The 15,550-nt window shown below is 70.0% G+C and carries 13 protein-coding genes; 7 read left to right on the forward strand and 6 right to left on the reverse strand.

The annotated features are described in order from the left end of the window. Positions 1-433: 433 nt before the first annotated feature. The 5 genes from guaA to ACPYN5_RS14445 all read right to left on the reverse strand — a co-directional run bounded on the left by guaA (position 434) and on the right by ACPYN5_RS14445 (position 6,311). Positions 434-2,014: a glutamine-hydrolyzing GMP synthase gene (guaA, locus tag ACPYN5_RS14425; RefSeq protein WP_424449684.1), complete on the reverse strand. Its 1,581-nt coding sequence runs from the start codon at positions 2,012-2,014 to the stop codon at positions 434-436. Further along, positions 2,011-2,532, reverse strand: a complete 522-nt coding sequence (locus tag ACPYN5_RS14430; protein WP_424449685.1) for a DUF3817 domain-containing protein — start codon at positions 2,530-2,532, stop codon at positions 2,011-2,013. The genes guaA and ACPYN5_RS14430 overlap by 4 nt, the downstream gene beginning before the upstream one ends. A gap of 10 nt (positions 2,533-2,542) precedes the next feature. Next, complete coding sequence (locus ACPYN5_RS14435) at positions 2,543-3,376, reverse strand: SURF1 family protein (RefSeq protein ID WP_424449797.1); 834 nt, start codon at positions 3,374-3,376, stop codon at positions 2,543-2,545. 70 nt (positions 3,377-3,446) lie between these two features. Further along, positions 3,447-4,565: a GuaB3 family IMP dehydrogenase-related protein gene (locus ACPYN5_RS14440; RefSeq protein ID WP_424449798.1), complete on the reverse strand. Its 1,119-nt coding sequence runs from the start codon at positions 4,563-4,565 to the stop codon at positions 3,447-3,449. Between the two features lie 57 nt (positions 4,566-4,622). Next, positions 4,623-6,311 carry an ABC-F family ATP-binding cassette domain-containing protein gene (locus ACPYN5_RS14445; protein ID WP_424449686.1) on the reverse strand — a complete coding sequence of 563 codons (1,689 nt, stop codon included), beginning with the start codon at positions 6,309-6,311 and terminating at the stop codon, positions 4,623-4,625. Between the two features lie 124 nt (positions 6,312-6,435). Here ACPYN5_RS14445 and ACPYN5_RS14450 point away from each other — a divergent pair, with 124 nt between their 5' ends. Next, complete coding sequence (locus ACPYN5_RS14450) at positions 6,436-7,548, forward strand: FAD-dependent oxidoreductase (RefSeq protein ID WP_424449687.1); 1,113 nt, start codon at positions 6,436-6,438, stop codon at positions 7,546-7,548. A gap of 392 nt (positions 7,549-7,940) precedes the next feature. Next, positions 7,941-8,774 (forward strand): endonuclease domain-containing protein, encoded by an 834-nt coding sequence (locus ACPYN5_RS14455; protein WP_424449688.1) that lies wholly within the window; start codon positions 7,941-7,943, stop codon positions 8,772-8,774. Positions 8,775-8,936: 162 nt separating this feature from the next. On the opposite strand, the gene guaB is transcribed toward ACPYN5_RS14455, so the two are convergent. Next, the gene (guaB, locus tag ACPYN5_RS14460; protein WP_424449689.1) at positions 8,937-10,442 is read right to left on the reverse strand and encodes an IMP dehydrogenase; all 1,506 of its coding nucleotides are present in this window, start codon (positions 10,440-10,442) and stop codon (positions 8,937-8,939) included. 249 nt (positions 10,443-10,691) lie between these two features. Here guaB and ACPYN5_RS14465 point away from each other — a divergent pair, with 249 nt between their 5' ends. The 5 genes from ACPYN5_RS14465 to ACPYN5_RS14485 all read left to right on the forward strand — a co-directional run bounded on the left by ACPYN5_RS14465 (position 10,692) and on the right by ACPYN5_RS14485 (position 15,507). Further along, complete coding sequence (locus ACPYN5_RS14465) at positions 10,692-11,966, forward strand: branched-chain amino acid ABC transporter permease (protein WP_424449690.1); 1,275 nt, start codon at positions 10,692-10,694, stop codon at positions 11,964-11,966. Between the two features lie 5 nt (positions 11,967-11,971). Beyond that, positions 11,972-12,952, forward strand: a complete 981-nt coding sequence (locus tag ACPYN5_RS14470; RefSeq protein ID WP_424449691.1) for a branched-chain amino acid ABC transporter permease — start codon at positions 11,972-11,974, stop codon at positions 12,950-12,952. Beyond that, positions 12,942-13,976, forward strand: coding sequence for an ABC transporter ATP-binding protein (locus ACPYN5_RS14475; protein ID WP_424449692.1), 1,035 nt, complete (start codon positions 12,942-12,944; stop codon positions 13,974-13,976). Before ACPYN5_RS14470 ends, ACPYN5_RS14475 begins: the two co-directional genes overlap by 11 nt. Further along, positions 13,973-14,695 carry an ABC transporter ATP-binding protein gene (locus tag ACPYN5_RS14480; RefSeq protein ID WP_424449693.1) on the forward strand — a complete coding sequence of 241 codons (723 nt, stop codon included), beginning with the start codon at positions 13,973-13,975 and terminating at the stop codon, positions 14,693-14,695. The genes ACPYN5_RS14475 and ACPYN5_RS14480 overlap by 4 nt, the downstream gene beginning before the upstream one ends. 512 nt (positions 14,696-15,207) lie before the next feature. Further along, positions 15,208-15,507, forward strand: coding sequence for a hypothetical protein (locus ACPYN5_RS14485; protein ID WP_424449694.1), 300 nt, complete (start codon positions 15,208-15,210; stop codon positions 15,505-15,507). The last annotated feature ends 43 nt before the right edge of the window (positions 15,508-15,550 follow it).

Consider the following 15,550-nt stretch of genomic DNA (forward strand, 5'->3'; position numbering starts at 1 on the left):
TGTTGAGTTCTCAAGGATCGGACGCTCCCCCAACTGACCTCACAGCCAGCCCAGAGGGCAACTTCACAACCATACCCCACCGCGACGCGCTTCGATCTGGACTCGGAGCGAATGCTCCGCGACAGTCGAGGACTGCTGTTCGGGGTGGAGGTTCCCATCCTAGACGCAGGCGTCGTGTTCTCGCAAGGAGGTTTGGGATGGAGTTTGTTCTCCGCTTGAGGGGGCGTAGGCCTTCCGGCCCTTCGCTCTTCCCTGTGGGGCGAACAAGTAATAAGTTACGCGGCTCCCGGCATCCTGGCAAAGCGGAGCGACATCCCGGGCGTGTCGCGTGTGTCCGCGGGCCCCGCGATCCGCGTCATCACGCGGAAAAGGGCGGATGCCGCGACCCTCTCGGTCGCGGCATCCGCCGTTTCGCATGGAGCGACGTGTGCGCTCACTCCCACTCGATCGTCCCCGGGGGCTTCGACGTGACGTCGAGCACGACGCGGTTGATGTCGCGCACCTCGTTGGTGATGCGGTTGGAGATCTTCGACAGGACGTCGTAGGGCAGTCGCGTCCAGTCGGCCGTCATGGCGTCTTCGCTCGAGACGGGACGCAGCACGATCGGGTGACCGTACGTGCGACCGTCCCCCTGCACCCCCACCGAGCGGACATCGGCGAGGAGCACGACCGGGCACTGCCAGATCTCCGCGTCCAGTCCCGCTTTCGTCAGCTCGGCGCGTGCGATGGCATCGGCATCACGCAGGATCTCGAGACGGTCAGCGGTGACCTCGCCCACGATGCGGATTCCGAGGCCGGGCCCCGGAAAGGGCTGACGCCCGACGATCGCCTCGGGCAGGCCGAGCTCGCGACCGATGGCTCGGACCTCGTCCTTGAACAACGTGCGCAGCGGTTCGATCAGCTCGAACTGCAGGTCTTCGGGTAGGCCTCCGACGTTGTGGTGGCTCTTGATGTTCGCGGTGCCCGCTCCCCCACCGGATTCGACCACGTCGGGGTACAGCGTTCCCTGCACGAGGAAACGGATCGGCTCGCCATCGGCTTCCGCCTCGGCCATGAGGTCGCGCTCGGCCTGCTCGAAGGCTCGGATGAACTCGCGCCCGATGATCTTGCGCTTCTGCTCGGGGTCGCTCACCCCGGCGAGCGCCTCGAGGAAGCGCTCGCGGGCGTCGACCGTGATCAACCGCACCCCGGTCGAGGCGACGTAGTCGTTCTCGACCTGTTCGCGCTCACCCTTTCGGAGGAGGCCGTGGTCGACGAAGATCGCCGTCAGCTTGTCGCCGACGGCCTTATGCACAAGGGCGGTCGAGACCGCCGAGTCGACACCGCCCGAGAGCGCGGAGATCACCCGACCGGAACCGACCTGTTCGCGGATGCGCTCCACCTGCTCAGCGATGACGTTCCCGCTGTTCCAGTCGGCGGGGAGCCCTGCCGCCTTGTGCAGGAAGTTCTCGATCACGTTCTGCCCGTGATCGGAGTGCTTCACCTCGGGGTGCCATTGCACGCCGTAGAACTTGCGGATGTCGTTCGCGAACGCGGCGACGGGCGTCGCGGCCGTGCGTGCGAGCACCTCGAAGCCTTCGGGGGCGCGCGACACCTGGTCGCCGTGGCTCATCCAGACGTTCTGCTCGACCGGCTGCCCCTCGAGGAGGGTGCCCTCCGTGACGATCGTCGCGTCGGTCGCGCCGTACTCGCGCAGACCCGTGTTGGCGACCTCGCCGCCGAGGGTCTGCGCCATCACCTGGAAGCCGTAGCAGATGCCCAGGGTCGGCACGCCGAGGTCGAACACGCCCGGGTCGAGCGCCGGCGCTCCGGGCTCGTAAACGGACGACGGCCCACCCGAGAGGATGATGCCCACCGGTTCCTTGGCGGCGATCTCCTCGGCGGTCGCGGTGTGCGGGACCAGCTCGCTGTAGACGCCGGCCTCGCGCACGCGCCGGGCGATGAGCTGGGCGTACTGTGCGCCGAAGTCGACGACGAGAACAGGACGCTGCGACGTTTCGGTCTGTGTTGTCACCGGGTGCCTTCCGTGGCGGGGATGGATGCGGCGGCCTCGGCGGCTTCACGCTCGGCGAGGTAAGTCCTCACCTCGCGTCCGACGCGGGCCTCCATGAAGAACGAGAGAGCGGGCACGACGCCGCCGAGTGCGAGCAGGATGAAGCGCGGGAACGACCATCGCATGAGGCTCCACACGCGGAAGCACGAGAAGAGGTACACGACGTAGAACCAGCCGTGCACGACGAGGATCGCGAGCGAGATGTTGAAGCCGTCGCCCGTGGACAGCATCTCGCAGGTGTTGGTCTGCGGGAGGAAGAGCGACCACCACTCGCAGTCGGCGCCCGCGATCACGGGCGCGAACCAGAGGAACCCGCCCGATCCCCCGGCGAAGAGCTCGAGGTGGATGGGCGTGTACTTCAGGATCATCTCGGCCAGCAGCAGAAGGAGCCCGACGCCCGTGATCACCGAACAGATCTGGTAGAAGCGCAGAGCGTTCCGGATCGCCGGGAACGTGGCGAGTTTCGGGGCGCGGGGCATGGCGTCCAGTCTAGTCGCGGCCCGGCGACGCGCTTCCCGCCGCGACATCGACCGCCGGCTCGTCCGCACCCTCGTCATCGGAGTCCGCGTCCTCGAGGTCCTCGAGCTCCTTCTCCCAGGCGTCCTTGGCCAGGCGGTACCACATGTAGAACGCGAAGCCGGCGAACACCGCCCACTCGACCGCGTAGAAGATGTTGAGCCAGTTGACGTTCGAGCGCTCATCGGGAGCGGGTGAATGGATCGCGGTCAGACCGCCGAAGGCCTCCGCGGAAGTGAGGTAGCCGCGATAGACATCGAGCCCCTCGACGTCGTGCCACCGGCTGAGGAGCGCGGCGGGCGACATCCGGGTCATCTCCTGCGGCTCGGCGCCGCGGCCCGGAAGTGCGGGTCCCTCGTCGGAGATGATGCGCCCCGTGAGCTCCACCGCCTGCGGCGGCTCGGCGTCGAGCGTCTCGACGGCTCTCTCGGCCTCATCGCGGTCTGCCGTCCACCCCACCGCGACGGCGAGGGAGGTGGGGTCGCCGGAGCCGACCGCGTCGGCATCCAGCCGCAGCTGACCCGTGACCCAGTACCCCTCCTCGCCGCGGTCGAAGCGCGACGAGACGATGTCGAAGTCTTCCGCGACGAATGAGCCGCTCACCTCGACCCGCTGACCGACGAGGGGCTCGGGGAGGTACTCCCCCGGCTGAGCGACGTCGGCAAGCGGGCGCACCTGCTCGGTCTGACCCGGCGGGGGCGGCGAGGTGTCGACCGCGCGCGAGAGCTGCCACTGACCGAGCCACGCGAACACCGCCGCCACGAGCAGCGCGAACGCGAGCATGCCGAGCCACCACGGGCGCAGCATGACCTCGCGCAACGTGGGCGCGAACGCCGTCGGCGGCGCGGCGGAAGGGGCGGGGTCGGTGGCGCTCATGTCACCGCACGCTGTACGGCGCCACCACGACCTCTACGCGCTGGAACTCCTTCAGGTCGGAGTAGCCGGTCGTGGCCATCGACTTCTTCAGCGCGCCGACGAGGTTCGCGGTGCCGTCGGCCACGGGGGCCGGTCCGTAGAGGACCTCCTCGAGCGACCCGACCTGCTCGACGGCGACCCGTCGACCGCGCGGCAGCTGAGCGTGGTGAGCCTCGGGCCCCCAATGGAACCCCTGCCCGGGGGCATCCGTTGCCCGCGCCAGAGCGACGCCCAGCATGACCGCGTCGGCGCCCATCGCGAGCGCTTTGACGATGTCGCCCGACGTGCCGACGCCACCGTCGGCGATGACGTGGACGTACCGGCCGCCCGACTCGTCGAGGTAGTCGCGACGGGCCCCGGCCACGTCGGCGACGGCCGTGGCCATCGGCGCGTGAAGGCCCAGGGTCGCGCGGGTCGTCGAGGCGGCGCCGCCGCCGAAGCCGACCAGCACGCCGGCCGCTCCGGTACGCATGAGGTGGAGGGCCGCGGTGTAGGTCGCGGCGCCGCCCACGATGACGGGCACATCGAGGTCGTAGATGAACTTCTTGAGGTTCAGAGGCTCGTCGACGCTCGAGACGTGCTCGGCCGAGACCGTCGTGCCGCGGATGACGAACAGGTCGACGCCGGCGGCGACGACCGTCTCGTACAGCTCCTGCGTGCGCTGCGGAGTGAGCGAGCCGGCGACCGTGACACCCGCGGCGCGGATCTCGGCGAGGCGGTCGCGCACGAGCTCGGGCCGGATCGGCTCGGCGTACAGCTCCTGCATGCGACGCGTCGCGGAGGCATCGGGCAGGCCCGCGATCTCTGCGAGCAGCGGCTCGGGGTCGTCGTAGCGCGTCCAGAGTCCCTCGAGGTCGAGCACGCCGAGTCCGCCGAGCTGACCGAGCATGATCGCCGTTCGCGGACTCATCACCGAGTCCATCGGGGCGCCGAGCACCGGGATGGAGAACTGGAACGCGTCGATCGACCACGCGGTCGACACGTCCTCGGTGTTGCGGGTGCGCCGCGAGGGCACGACCGCGATGTCGTCGAACGCGTAGGCCCGACGGGCGCGCTTGGCGCGGCCGAGCTCGATCTCCATGGTCACCCCCTCAGCCTACCGGCCGGTCCGGACGCGGCATCCGGACCGGCCGGGCGGTCACCGCGCCCGGGCGACCCGCTGCTCGTCCCAGACCGCTTCGCCCGACTCGTACACCCGGCCGTCGCCGCCGAAGACGACGTACCGGTCGAACGAGCGCGCGAACCAGCGGTCGTGGGTGACGGCCAGCACGGTTCCCTCGAACGCCGCCAGGGCTCGCTCGAGGGCTTCGGCCGACGTGAGGTCGAGGTTGTCGGTCGGCTCGTCCAGCAGCAGGAGCGTCGCGCCGGACAGTTCCAGCAGCAGCACCTGGAACCGCGCCTGCTGCCCGCCGGACAGGCTGTCGAAGCCCTGCTCGGCCTGCCGCACGAGGCCGTACCGATCCAGCGCCGAGCTCGCGGCATCCCGCGGCATCCCCGCCCGGCGGTCGTCGCCGCGGTGCAGGATCTCGAGGAGCGTGCGGCCGTCGAACTCCGGATGCCGGTGAGTCTGGGCGAACCAGCCGGGGACCACGCGGGCCCCGAGGGTCACCTTGCCCGCATGCGCGACCGGTTCGAGTGCGGCGCCGACGGCGGTGACGTGCCCGAGCAGGGAGTCGGGCGCCGTGCCGCCCGCGGCCAGCAGCCGCAGGAAGTGGGACTTGCCCGAGCCGTTGGAGCCGAGGACGGCGACCCGGTCGCCGAACCAGACCTCCAGGTCGAACGGACGCATCAGCCCGAGCAGCTCGAGGCCCTCGGCGACGACGGCCCGTTTGCCGGTGCGCGAGCCGCGCAGGCGCAGCTCGAGGTGCTGGTCGGCAGGCCGCTCCTCAGGAGGTCCGGCCTCCTCGAAGCGCCGCAGCCGGGTCTGCGCCGCCCGGTACCGGGAAGCGAAGTCGTCGCTCGCCGCCGCCTTGACCTTCATCTCGGCGACGAACTTCTTCAGCTTCGCGTGTTCCTCGTCCCAGCGCCGACGCAGCTCGTCGAGCCGCGACATGCGGTCCTCGCGAGCACAGTGGTAGGTCTCGAACCCCCCGCCGTGCACCCACGCGGTGCTGCCCGCTCCTCCGGCCTCGAGCGTCACGATGCGATCGGCGGCCCGGGCCAGCAGCTCGCGGTCGTGCGAGACGAGGAGGATCGTCTTGGCGGTCTCGCGCAGGCGCTCCTCGAGCCAGCGCTTGCCCGGGACGTCGAGGTAGTTGTCCGGCTCGTCGAGGAGCAGCACTTCGTCGGGCCCGCGGAGCAGAGCCTCCAGGGCGAGCCGCTTCTGCTCGCCGCCCGAGAGCGTCGTCAGCTCCCGATACCGGGCCCGCTCGAACGGCACACCGAGGGCGGCGGTCGTGCAGGTGTCCCAGACCGTCTCGTACTCGTAGCCGCCCGCGTCGGCATAGTCGGCGATGGCCGCGGCGTAGCGCATCTGGGTGTCGAGCTCGTCGGAGGCGATGACGGCGTTCTCGGCGTCGTCGAGCTCGCGCGCCGCGCGGCGCACCCGCTCGGGGGCCACGGAGATGAGCAGGTCGTGGACCGTCTCTCCGGCAGCGCCGTGCCCGACGAACTGGTCCATGACGCCGAGACCGCCGTCGATCTGCACCACGCCGCCGTGGGCTGCGGCATCCCCCCGCACGATGCGGAGCAGCGTCGTCTTGCCGGCGCCGTTCTGGCCGATGAGGGCGGTGGTCGATCCCGCGCCGACGCGGAACGTGACCTCGTCGAGCAGCGGTCTGCCGTCGGGGAGGGTGTACGAGACACCCTGGATGTCGAGCGATCCCATGGTGGACCGGGCCTTTCCGCTCCACTGCGGAGCCGACCAGGCTATCGCACCACGGGTGACGCCTGGGAACGGGCCGTGAACCGGGCGGGCGAGTGAGCGCGACGTCGGGTGGGATGCTGGGGGAATGACACGCATCGTGATCGTCGGCGCAGGCATCATGGGCCTCGCGACCGCGTGGGCGCTCACCCGCCGGGGCGAACGACCGCTCGTCCTCGAGCGGTTCGGCAGGGGGCACGCCCACGGCGCCTCGCACGGCGCGACGCGGAACTTCAACAACGCCTACGCCGATGCGCACTACCTCGATCTGCTGCAGCGCGCACGGGAGGGCTGGGACGCTCTCGGCGACGTCGACGGCGAACCGCTGCTGCGACGGCACGGCCTGGTGACGCACGGCGCCGGCAGCGACCTCGGCGGTGGCGCCGACGGCGACGACGGTCTCGAGACCATCGCGCGAAACCTCGGCGAACGCGGCATCCCGGCCGAGATGCTCTCCGCGGCAGAGGCGGGTGCGCGCTGGCCCGGGATGCGGTTCGAGACCGATGTCCTCTTCTCCGCCGACGCGGGGGTCGCGCGCGCCTCCGCGGCGATGCTCGAGCTGGAGCGGCGGGTTCTCGACGGCGGCGGCGAGGTGCGCTGGGGCGCACCCGTGGCGGGGATCGACGACCTCGGCGAGCGCGGCGCACGCGTGCGGCTGGCCAGCGGGGGCGAGGTCGAGGCGGAGGTCGTCGTCGCGACCGTCGGCGCCTGGACGGAGCGCCTGCTGCCCGGCATCCGCCTGCCGCGCCTGACGGTGACCGAGGAGACCCCGGCTCACTTCGCCCCGACCACCGGGCCGTGGCCCTCGTTCAACCACCGGCTCGATCCCGCTCGGTACCCGGCGCCGGTCTACGGCATGCCGACACCGGGCGAGGGGGTGAAGGTGGGCTTCCACCGCGTCGGAGACGTCATCGACCCCGACCACCGCCCCCACCGCGTCACGCACCACGAGACCCTCGTCGACTACGTACGGGAATGGATGCCGGGCCTCGACCCGGCATCGGCCGTGCATCTGTCGTGCACGTACACCTCGACCGACGACAGCGCCTTCGTGCTCGACCGCGCCGGCTCGGTCGTGGTGGGAGCGGGGTTCTCGGGCCACGGATTCAAGTTCGCCCCCGGCGTGGGCGGCACCCTGGCCGACCTCGCGCTCGATCCGGCCGCCCGCGCGGCAGCGCCCTTCCGCCTGCCCGCGGCCTGACTCGGGGGCGGTGCCGCGCCGCGCCGAGGCGCCGGAGCGTCGCTACGGAGCGATGCGGCGGGGCCTGCGGAGGAGATCCGCGCAGGGGAGGGGGCCTACGCGGATCTCCTCCTCCCCTGCGCAGAAATCCTCCGCTGTGCAGAAAGTCTTGAGCGTCGCTACGGAGCGACGCGGCGGGGCCCGCGGAGGAGATCCGCGTAGCGGAGGGGGCCTCCGCGCAGAACCTCCTCCCCTGCGCAGAAATCCTCCGCTGCGCAGCACCCCCGCGGTGCTGGTCTGCGAACTTCAGCCCCGCAGGCCGCGAATCCTCCCCGGCGGGCGCCGGCCGCTGCGCATCCCCGGGTTGTGCGGGAGCATCACCGCCGGCCGCTCGTTCGACCGACCCTGGACGGATGGATGAAAGCCAACTCGCGTCGTGGATGCGGAGAACCGACGGAGTCGCTCGGACCACCGCACTGCACGACGCCGGCGCGTCGAGGCACCGTGTGCAGACCGCCATCGAGACGGGCGCGCTTCTCCGGGTGCGCCGCGGATGGGTCGCGCTCCCCGACGCGGACCCGGAACTCGTCGCGGCTGCACGTCACGGTGTGGTCATCGCTTGCATCAGCGCGGCGCGGCGACTCGGCCTGTGGGTCCTCGCCGAGGACCGACCCCACGTCGCGGCGCGGCCGCACGCGGGTCGCGCTCCTTCCCGGCGGGCAACTGTGCACTGGCACGAGCCGGCCGTGCCGCGGCATCCGGACTCTCTCGTCGACCGGGTCGAGAACGTCCTGGTGACCGTGGCGCGATGTCAGCCTTTCGAGTCGGCTCTGGTGATCTGGGAATCCGCGCTGCGGCGCCAGCTCACCTCGCGCGAAGTCCTCAGCCGGCTCGACCTGCCGCCGGCCGCGCGGAAGCTGTTGTCTCGGGCCGATCCGTACTCGGACTCCGGTCTCGAGACGATCCTCCCGCAGCGGTTGCGCTGGCTCGGGGTACCGCTCCGGCAACAGGTCTGGCTGCTCGGGCGACCGGTCGACCTTCTCGTGGGCGAGCGCCTCGTCGTGCAGATAGACGGGGGCCACCACGTCGGAAGGCAACGCGCGGCGGACATCGAGCATGACGCGCAGCTGATGCTGCACGGCTATCACGTCATCCGTGTCACTTACGCGCAGGTCGTGGACGAGTGGCCGCAGGTTCACGGACTCATCGCGACCGCCGTCGCCCAGGGGCTGCACCGTGCGGGGTGAGGCCGGGCGCCGCACCATCCAGACAGACGAACCCTCCAGGCACACAGAAGGAGATCTGCGCTTCGGAGGGTGTCCGCCGAGCGACGGTCCTCCGGGGTGCAGATCTCCTTCGCTCACGCTGCTGCGCGACCCACGCGCCCGAGCAGGACGCGACGCGCGCGGTCAGCGCTTGTAGTTGGGCGCCTCGACGACGATCTGGACGTCGTGCGGGTGCGACTCCTTGAGGCCGGCCGAAGTGATGCGCACGAACTTGCCGCGGGCCTTGAGCTCCTCGACCGTGCGGGCACCGACGTAGAACATCGACTGACGCAGTCCGCCGATCAGCTGGTACGCGACGGCCGAGACCGGTCCGCGGTAGGCGACCTGGCCCTCGATGCCCTCGGGGATGAGCTTGTCGTCGCTCGGCACGTCGGCCTGGAAGTAACGGTCCTTGGAGTACGACGTCTTCTTGCCGCGGGTCTGCAGCGCACCGAGCGAACCCATGCCGCGGTACTGCTTGAACTGCTTGCCGCCCTGGAAGACGATCTCGCCCGGCGACTCGTCGGTTCCGGCGAGGAGCGAGCCCAGCATGACCGAGTCGGCGCCCGCGACGAGGGCCTTCGCGATGTCACCCGAGTACTGCAGACCGCCGTCAGCGATGATCGGGATGCCGGCTTCGCGCGCGGCCAGCGACGCCTCGTAGATCGCGGTCACCTGGGGCACGCCCACGCCCGCGACGACGCGGGTCGTGCAGATCGAGCCCGGTCCGACGCCCACCTTGACCGCGTCCACTCCGGCGTCGATGAGAGCCTGAGCGCCCTCGCGCGTCGCGACGTTGCCGCCGATGACGTCGATGTGCTCGAAGGATGCATCCGCCTTCAGGCGCTTGACCATGTCGATGACGCCGGCTGACTGACCGTTCGCGGTGTCGACCACGATGACGTCGACACCGGCGTCGCGCAGGGCCTCGGCACGCTGCCAGGCGTCGCCGAAGAAGCCGATCGCCGCGCCGACGCGGAGGCGGCCCTGGTCGTCCTTCGTGGCGAGGGGGTACTTCTCGCTCTTGTCGAAGTCCTTGATCGTGATGAGACCGGCGAGCTTGCCCTCGTCGTCGAGGAGGGGCAGCTTCTCGACGCGGTGATGGGCGAACAGCGCGATGACCTCGTTCGCGCCGATCCCGACCCGGCCGGTGACGAGGTTCTCGCTCGTCATGACATCGCGCACCTTGGTCGTCTGGCGCTCGAAGCCCGAGACGAAGCGCATGTCGCGGTTGGTCACGATGCCGAGCAGGTGCCCCTCGTCGTCGACGACGGGGAGACCGGAGATGCGGTACTGGCCGCACAGAGCGTCGACCTCTTCGATGGTGGCATCCGGGGTCGTCGTGATCGGGTCGGTGATCATGCCCGACTCGCTGCGCTTGACCCGGTCGACCATCGCGGCCTGCTCCTCGATGGAGAGGTTGCGGTGGATGATGCCGATGCCGCCCTCGCGCGCGATGGCGATGGCGAGGCGAGCCTCGGTGACGGTGTCCATCGCAGCCGACAGCAGCGGGGTGGCCACCGTGATGCGGCGCGTCACGCGCGACGATGTGTCAGCCTCGGACGGGATGACGTCGGTGTGCCCCGGCAGGAGGAGGACGTCGTCGTAGGTGAGGCCGACGAATCCGAACGGGTCGTTGTAGTCGCTCATGCGCACTCCTTGAAAAGTCTCAACGATTCTAAGCGCCCATGCCCCGGAGGAATTCCCGGCCCGCGATCCCGCAAACGACACACCGCGGTCGAAGTTGCGCACCCGAAACACGCAGGCAACAATCAGCGCATACGTTCAGGTGTCGCCGAAGCCACCGAACCGGTACCTCTCGGCGCGTTCGACCACTTATCTCAGGAGGTGCCAGTGGCGATCACTTCGATGACGCGCGCTGCTCGTCGCCCGAGGCGCATGTTCTCGACGTTGATCGCCGGCCTCCTGGCCGCCATCGCGTTCTTGGGCATCGCCTCCCCCGCCATGGCCGCAGGAGACGACGCCGAGTCGTTACCGTTCACGATCGCGGGCAACGTCCGCACCGGCGGCGAGCCCGTCGCAGGAGCGACGATCGTCGTGACCGGCGGCGACTTCGAAGCCGAGGGCGAGACGAACGAGAGAGGCAGCTTCTCGATCGGCGTCCCGACCAAGGACGTCGCCTACACCGTCGAGCTCGTCGAGGACAGCCTCCCCTCGGGGGTCTCGGTCCCAGACGGCTTCGAGTCGACCATCGAGGTCGAGTTCGGTGCGACCAGCACCATCACGCGCAACTTCACCCTCGAGGCGGCCGAGCGCCAGACCACGAGCTTCACCGACCAGCTGCTCTCGCGCGCCGTCAACGGGCTGAACTTCGGCCTCATGCTCGCGCTCGCCGCGATCGGTGTGTCGCTCGTGTTCGGCACCACGGGGCTGTCGAACTTCGCGCACGGTGAGATGGTGACCTTCGGGGCGCTCACCGCCCTGCTGTTCTCGGCCGGGCTCGGCCTGCCCATCTGGGTGGCGATCCCCCTGGCGGTCGGCGTCTCGGCGCTGTTCGGGCTGACGATGGATGCCGGGCTCTGGCGCCCCCTGCGCCGTCGCGGCCTCGGAACCGTGCAGCTGATGATCGTCTCGATCGGTCTGTCGCTGGCGCTGCGCTACGTGTTCCAGATGTTCGTCGGCGGCGGCACGGCGCAGCTTCCCGGCGGCTCGACCTCCGTCATCCCCGGTCTCGGCCCGATCCGCCTCACCATCACCGACCTGATCAGCATGGGCGTCTCGCTCGTGGTCATCGCAGCCTTCGCGTGGTGGCTCATGCGCACGCGGATCGGACGCGCGACGCGCGCCGTCTCGGACAACCCCTCGCTCGCCGCCGCCAGCGGCATCGACGTCGACGCGGTCGTCCGGGTCGTCTGGGTCGTCTCGGCAGCGCTGGCGGGCCTCTCGGGTGTGCTGTGGGCTTACTTCCGCCCGGGCATCAAGTGGGACATGGGCACCAGCATCCTGCTGCTCATCTTCGCCGCCGTCACGCTCGGCGGTCTCGGCACCGCGTTCGGCGCTCTCGTGGGTGCCATCATCGTGGGGCTCCTCGTCGAGGTATCGACGCTGTGGATCCCCTCTGACCTCAAGTACGTCGGCGCGCTGGTCGTGCTGATCGTCATCCTGCTGTTCCGCCCGCAGGGTCTCCTCGGGCGCCGAGAGCGAATCGGATAGGCACCGTGAACTTCCTTCAGATCCTCAGCAACACCGCGGCCCAGATCCTCGCCCCGGCGACGCTCGGCTACATCCTCGCCGCCATCGGTCTCTCGGTGCACTTCGGCTTCGCGGGCCTGCTCAACATGGGCGTCGCCGGGTTCATGGCGATCGGGGCCTACGGCTTCGCCATCTCGATCCTGACCTTCGGCCTCGCGTGGCCGGTGGCCGCCCTCATCGGGCTCATCGCCGCCGTCGTGTTCGCGCTCGTCATGGGCATCCCGACCCTGCGCCTGCGCGGCGACTACCTCGCGATCGTCACGATCGCCGCCGCCGAGGTGCTGCGTCTGCTCTTCCTCACCTCGGCGTTCCGCAACCAGACGGGTTCGGCCGACGGCCTCTCGGGCTTCCAGGCCGGCTTCCGCGCGAGCAACCCGCTGCCGCCCGGACGCTGGGGCTTCGGACCCTGGACCTACCAGTCCGACCAGTGGTGGGTCATCATCGTGGGCATCATCACGATCGCCATCGTCGTGACCCTCGTCTGGCTGCTGATGCGGAGTCCGTGGGGACGCGTCATCCGCGGCATCCGCGAGGACGAGGACGCGGTGCGCTCGCTCGGCAAGAACGTCTTCGCCTTCAAGATGCAGGCGCTGATCGTCGGCGGCGTCATCATCGCGGCCGGCGGCATCGTCACCGCGATGGGCACCAACGTCAACCCGAACGTGTACGTCACCTCGCAGACGTTCTACGTGTGGACGGCCCTGCTGCTCGGCGGCGCGGCCACCATCTTCGGCCCGGTGCTTGGCGCCGTGCTGTTCTGGGTGGTCCGCGCGTTCCTCTCGAACCTGCTGCCGGCCCTCGTCAACATCGGCTGGCTGCCGTTCCTGACCACCGAGCAGAGCCAGATGCTCGTGTTCGTGCTGGTCGGCGTAGCGCTCATGCTGCTGGTGATCTTCCGCCCCCAGGGCATCCTCGGAAGCAAGAAGGAGCTGACCTTTGTCCGCTGATGTCGTACCCCCCACGCCGCGCCCCAAGGCGACCGGCCTGCACAAAGACGACGGCAGCGGCGAGGTCCGCCCCGGCGTCGCGAAGGTCGACCCGATCATCGTCGCCGACGGCGTCAAGCGCGTCTTCGGCGGCCTGACCGCGGTCGACGTCGAGCACCTCGAGATCCCGCGCGGCGCGATCACCGCGCTCATCGGCCCGAACGGCGCCGGCAAGACGACGCTGTTCAACCTGCTGACCGGCTTCGACAAGCCCAACGCCGGGTCGTGGTCGTTCGACGGCACCAACCTCGCCGGCATCCCCGCCTTCAAGGCGGCCCGGATGGGTCAGGTCCGCACCTTCCAGCTGACGAAGTCGCTCGGTCTGCTCACCGTGCTCGAGAACATGAAGCTCGGCGCCCCGAAGCAGAAGGGCGAGGGGATCTTCGCCGGCATCCTCCCCTTCCTGTGGCGGGGGCAGGAGTCGGCGATCGAGGAGAAGGCGCGCGGACTGCTGGCGCGGTTCAAGCTCGACGCCAAGGAGAAGGACTTCGCCGCGTCGCTCTCGGGCGGGCAACGCAAGCTCCTCGAGATGGCCCGGGCGCTCATGAGCGATCCCGTTCTGGTCATGCTCGACGAGCCGATGGCCGGCGTGAACCCGGCGCTGACGCAGTCGCTGCTCGACCACATCCTCGACCTCAAGGACCTCGGCATGACGGTCGTGTTCGTCGAGCACGACATGCACATGGTTCGCCACATCGCCGACTGGGTCGTCGTGATGGCCGAGGGTCGGGTCGTCGCCGAGGGGCCGCCCGACACCGTGATGCAGAACCCCGCGGTCATCGACGCCTACCTCGGCGCCCATCAGGACGTCGACCTCGGTGTCGTGACGGGGCGTTACGCCGGGGAGCTCCCGCCCGAGGCGGAGAGTCTCGTCGAGACCGTCCACGAGCTCGACCAGGCGATCGACGAGGCACCGGTGACGGATGCCGCGGGCGGCCCGACGTCGGGCGCATCCGGCGACCAGAAGGCTGAGGACCAGAAGTGACCGAGAACGTCGTCGAACTGACCGACGTCCACGCCGGCTACCTGCCGGGGGTGAACATCCTCAACGGGGCGAACCTCACGGCGGCCCCCGGCGAGCTCGTCGGGATCATCGGCCCCAACGGCGCCGGCAAATCCACGATGCTGAAGGCCATCTTCGGGCAGGTCAAGGTCCGTTCCGGATCGGTCAAGCTCAACGGCGACGAGATCACGGGGCTGCGGGCCAACAAGCTCGTGTCGAAAGGCGTCGGCTTCGTGCCGCAGACGAACAACGTCTTCCCGAGCCTCACGATCGCCGAGAACCTGCAGATGGGGGCGTATCAGCGACCCAAGGTGGTGGCCGAGCGCACGGACTTTGTGACGTCGATCTTCCCCGACCTCGCCAAGCGTCTGCAGCAGCGGGCGGGATCGCTCTCGGGCGGCGAGCGGCAGATGGTCGCCATGGGCCGAGCGCTCATGATGGACCCCTACGTCCTGCTGCTCGACGAGCCCTCGGCGGGTCTGTCGCCGTCGCGCCAGGACGAGGCGTTCCTGCGGGTGTCGGAGATCAACAAGGCCGGCGTGACGACGATCATGGTCGAGCAGAACGCGCGCCGCTGCCTGCAGATCTGCGACCGCGGATACGTCCTCGATCAGGGACGCGACGCCTACACCGGCACCGGCCGTGAGCTGCTGAACGACCCGAAGGTCATCGGGCTGTACCTGGGTACGCTCGGCACCTGAGCTCGGGCTGGCCTGGGCCGGCGCCTCGCGTGGCTTCGCCTGGCAGTTCTCTCCCCTTCGCATCCGCGGAAGGGGAGAGAACCGCCAGGCGAACTGCGTCTCGGGGCGATGAGGGGCGGGCTCCTCCCCCACGAAGGATGCGGGTGCATTGTGCACAGGCGGCGACGCGGGCTCCCGCGCGAGCCGCGACCGTCCGCAGGATGAGGGGATGCCGCGATCTCCGGAGCCCCTGCCCGAGGACCTCGGTGAGGTGTTCTCATGCGCCGCGGCATCGGCCTCGGGCGTCTCGCCCAAGCGGTTGCGGGCGGCAGACCTCGACACCCCTTTCCGCGGCGTGCGGCGGAAGCGCGGAACAGAGGATGCCGTAGCATCCGGGCCGCTCGCCGACGATCAGGATGTCCGGTGCCGGGTGCTCGACCACGCGCGAGCCTATGCCCAGATCATGGACGGGCGGGCCTTCTTCTGCGGGCGGACGGCAGCGGTGCTGTGGGGAACGAGCGCGCGCTCCTCGCGTGAGCTCGAGGTGGGGGTCATCGCGCCCGCGCGCGCACCGCGCCGGCACGGCATCCGAGGACGCCAGCTCGCCCCGACGCACGTCGAGGTGGCGAGTCTCGGGGGCGGAGGTCGAGGGCGACCACCACCGCACGTCGAGACGCCAATGGGCGCGCGACATCGAGAAGCACACCGCCTACGTCGCTCTCGGCTTCGAGGTGGTGCGGCTCACCTCGGCGCACATCCGACCCACCGGCTCCGCGGCAGTGACGCTCGTGGGCGGTGCCCTCCGACGGCGCGGCTGGTCTCCCCCGCGCTGACCGCGCTCCACCTGGCAGCTCGCGCCCACTCTCGCCCGAAGAG

This window comes from Microbacterium arborescens (assembly GCF_049707515.1).
Classification (GTDB): domain Bacteria; phylum Actinomycetota; class Actinomycetes; order Actinomycetales; family Microbacteriaceae; genus Microbacterium; species Microbacterium arborescens_B.

Coding starts and splice junctions, on each gene's coding strand:
- ACPYN5_RS14430 (WP_424449685.1), bottom strand. CDS start 2,532: ATGCCCCGCGCCCCGAAACTCGCCACGTTCCCGGCGATCCGGAACGCT.
- ACPYN5_RS14435 (WP_424449797.1), bottom strand. CDS start 3,376: ATGCTGCGCCCGTGGTGGCTCGGCATGCTCGCGTTCGCGCTGCTCGTG.
- ACPYN5_RS14440 (WP_424449798.1), bottom strand. CDS start 4,565: ATGGAGATCGAGCTCGGCCGCGCCAAGCGCGCCCGTCGGGCCTACGCG.
- ACPYN5_RS14445 (WP_424449686.1), bottom strand. CDS start 6,311: ATGGGATCGCTCGACATCCAGGGTGTCTCGTACACCCTCCCCGACGGC.
- ACPYN5_RS14450 (WP_424449687.1), top strand. CDS start 6,436: ATGACACGCATCGTGATCGTCGGCGCAGGCATCATGGGCCTCGCGACC.
- ACPYN5_RS14455 (WP_424449688.1), top strand. CDS start 7,941: ATGGATGAAAGCCAACTCGCGTCGTGGATGCGGAGAACCGACGGAGTC.
- guaB (WP_424449689.1), bottom strand. CDS start 10,442: ATGAGCGACTACAACGACCCGTTCGGATTCGTCGGCCTCACCTACGAC.
- ACPYN5_RS14465 (WP_424449690.1), top strand. CDS start 10,692: ATGTTCTCGACGTTGATCGCCGGCCTCCTGGCCGCCATCGCGTTCTTG.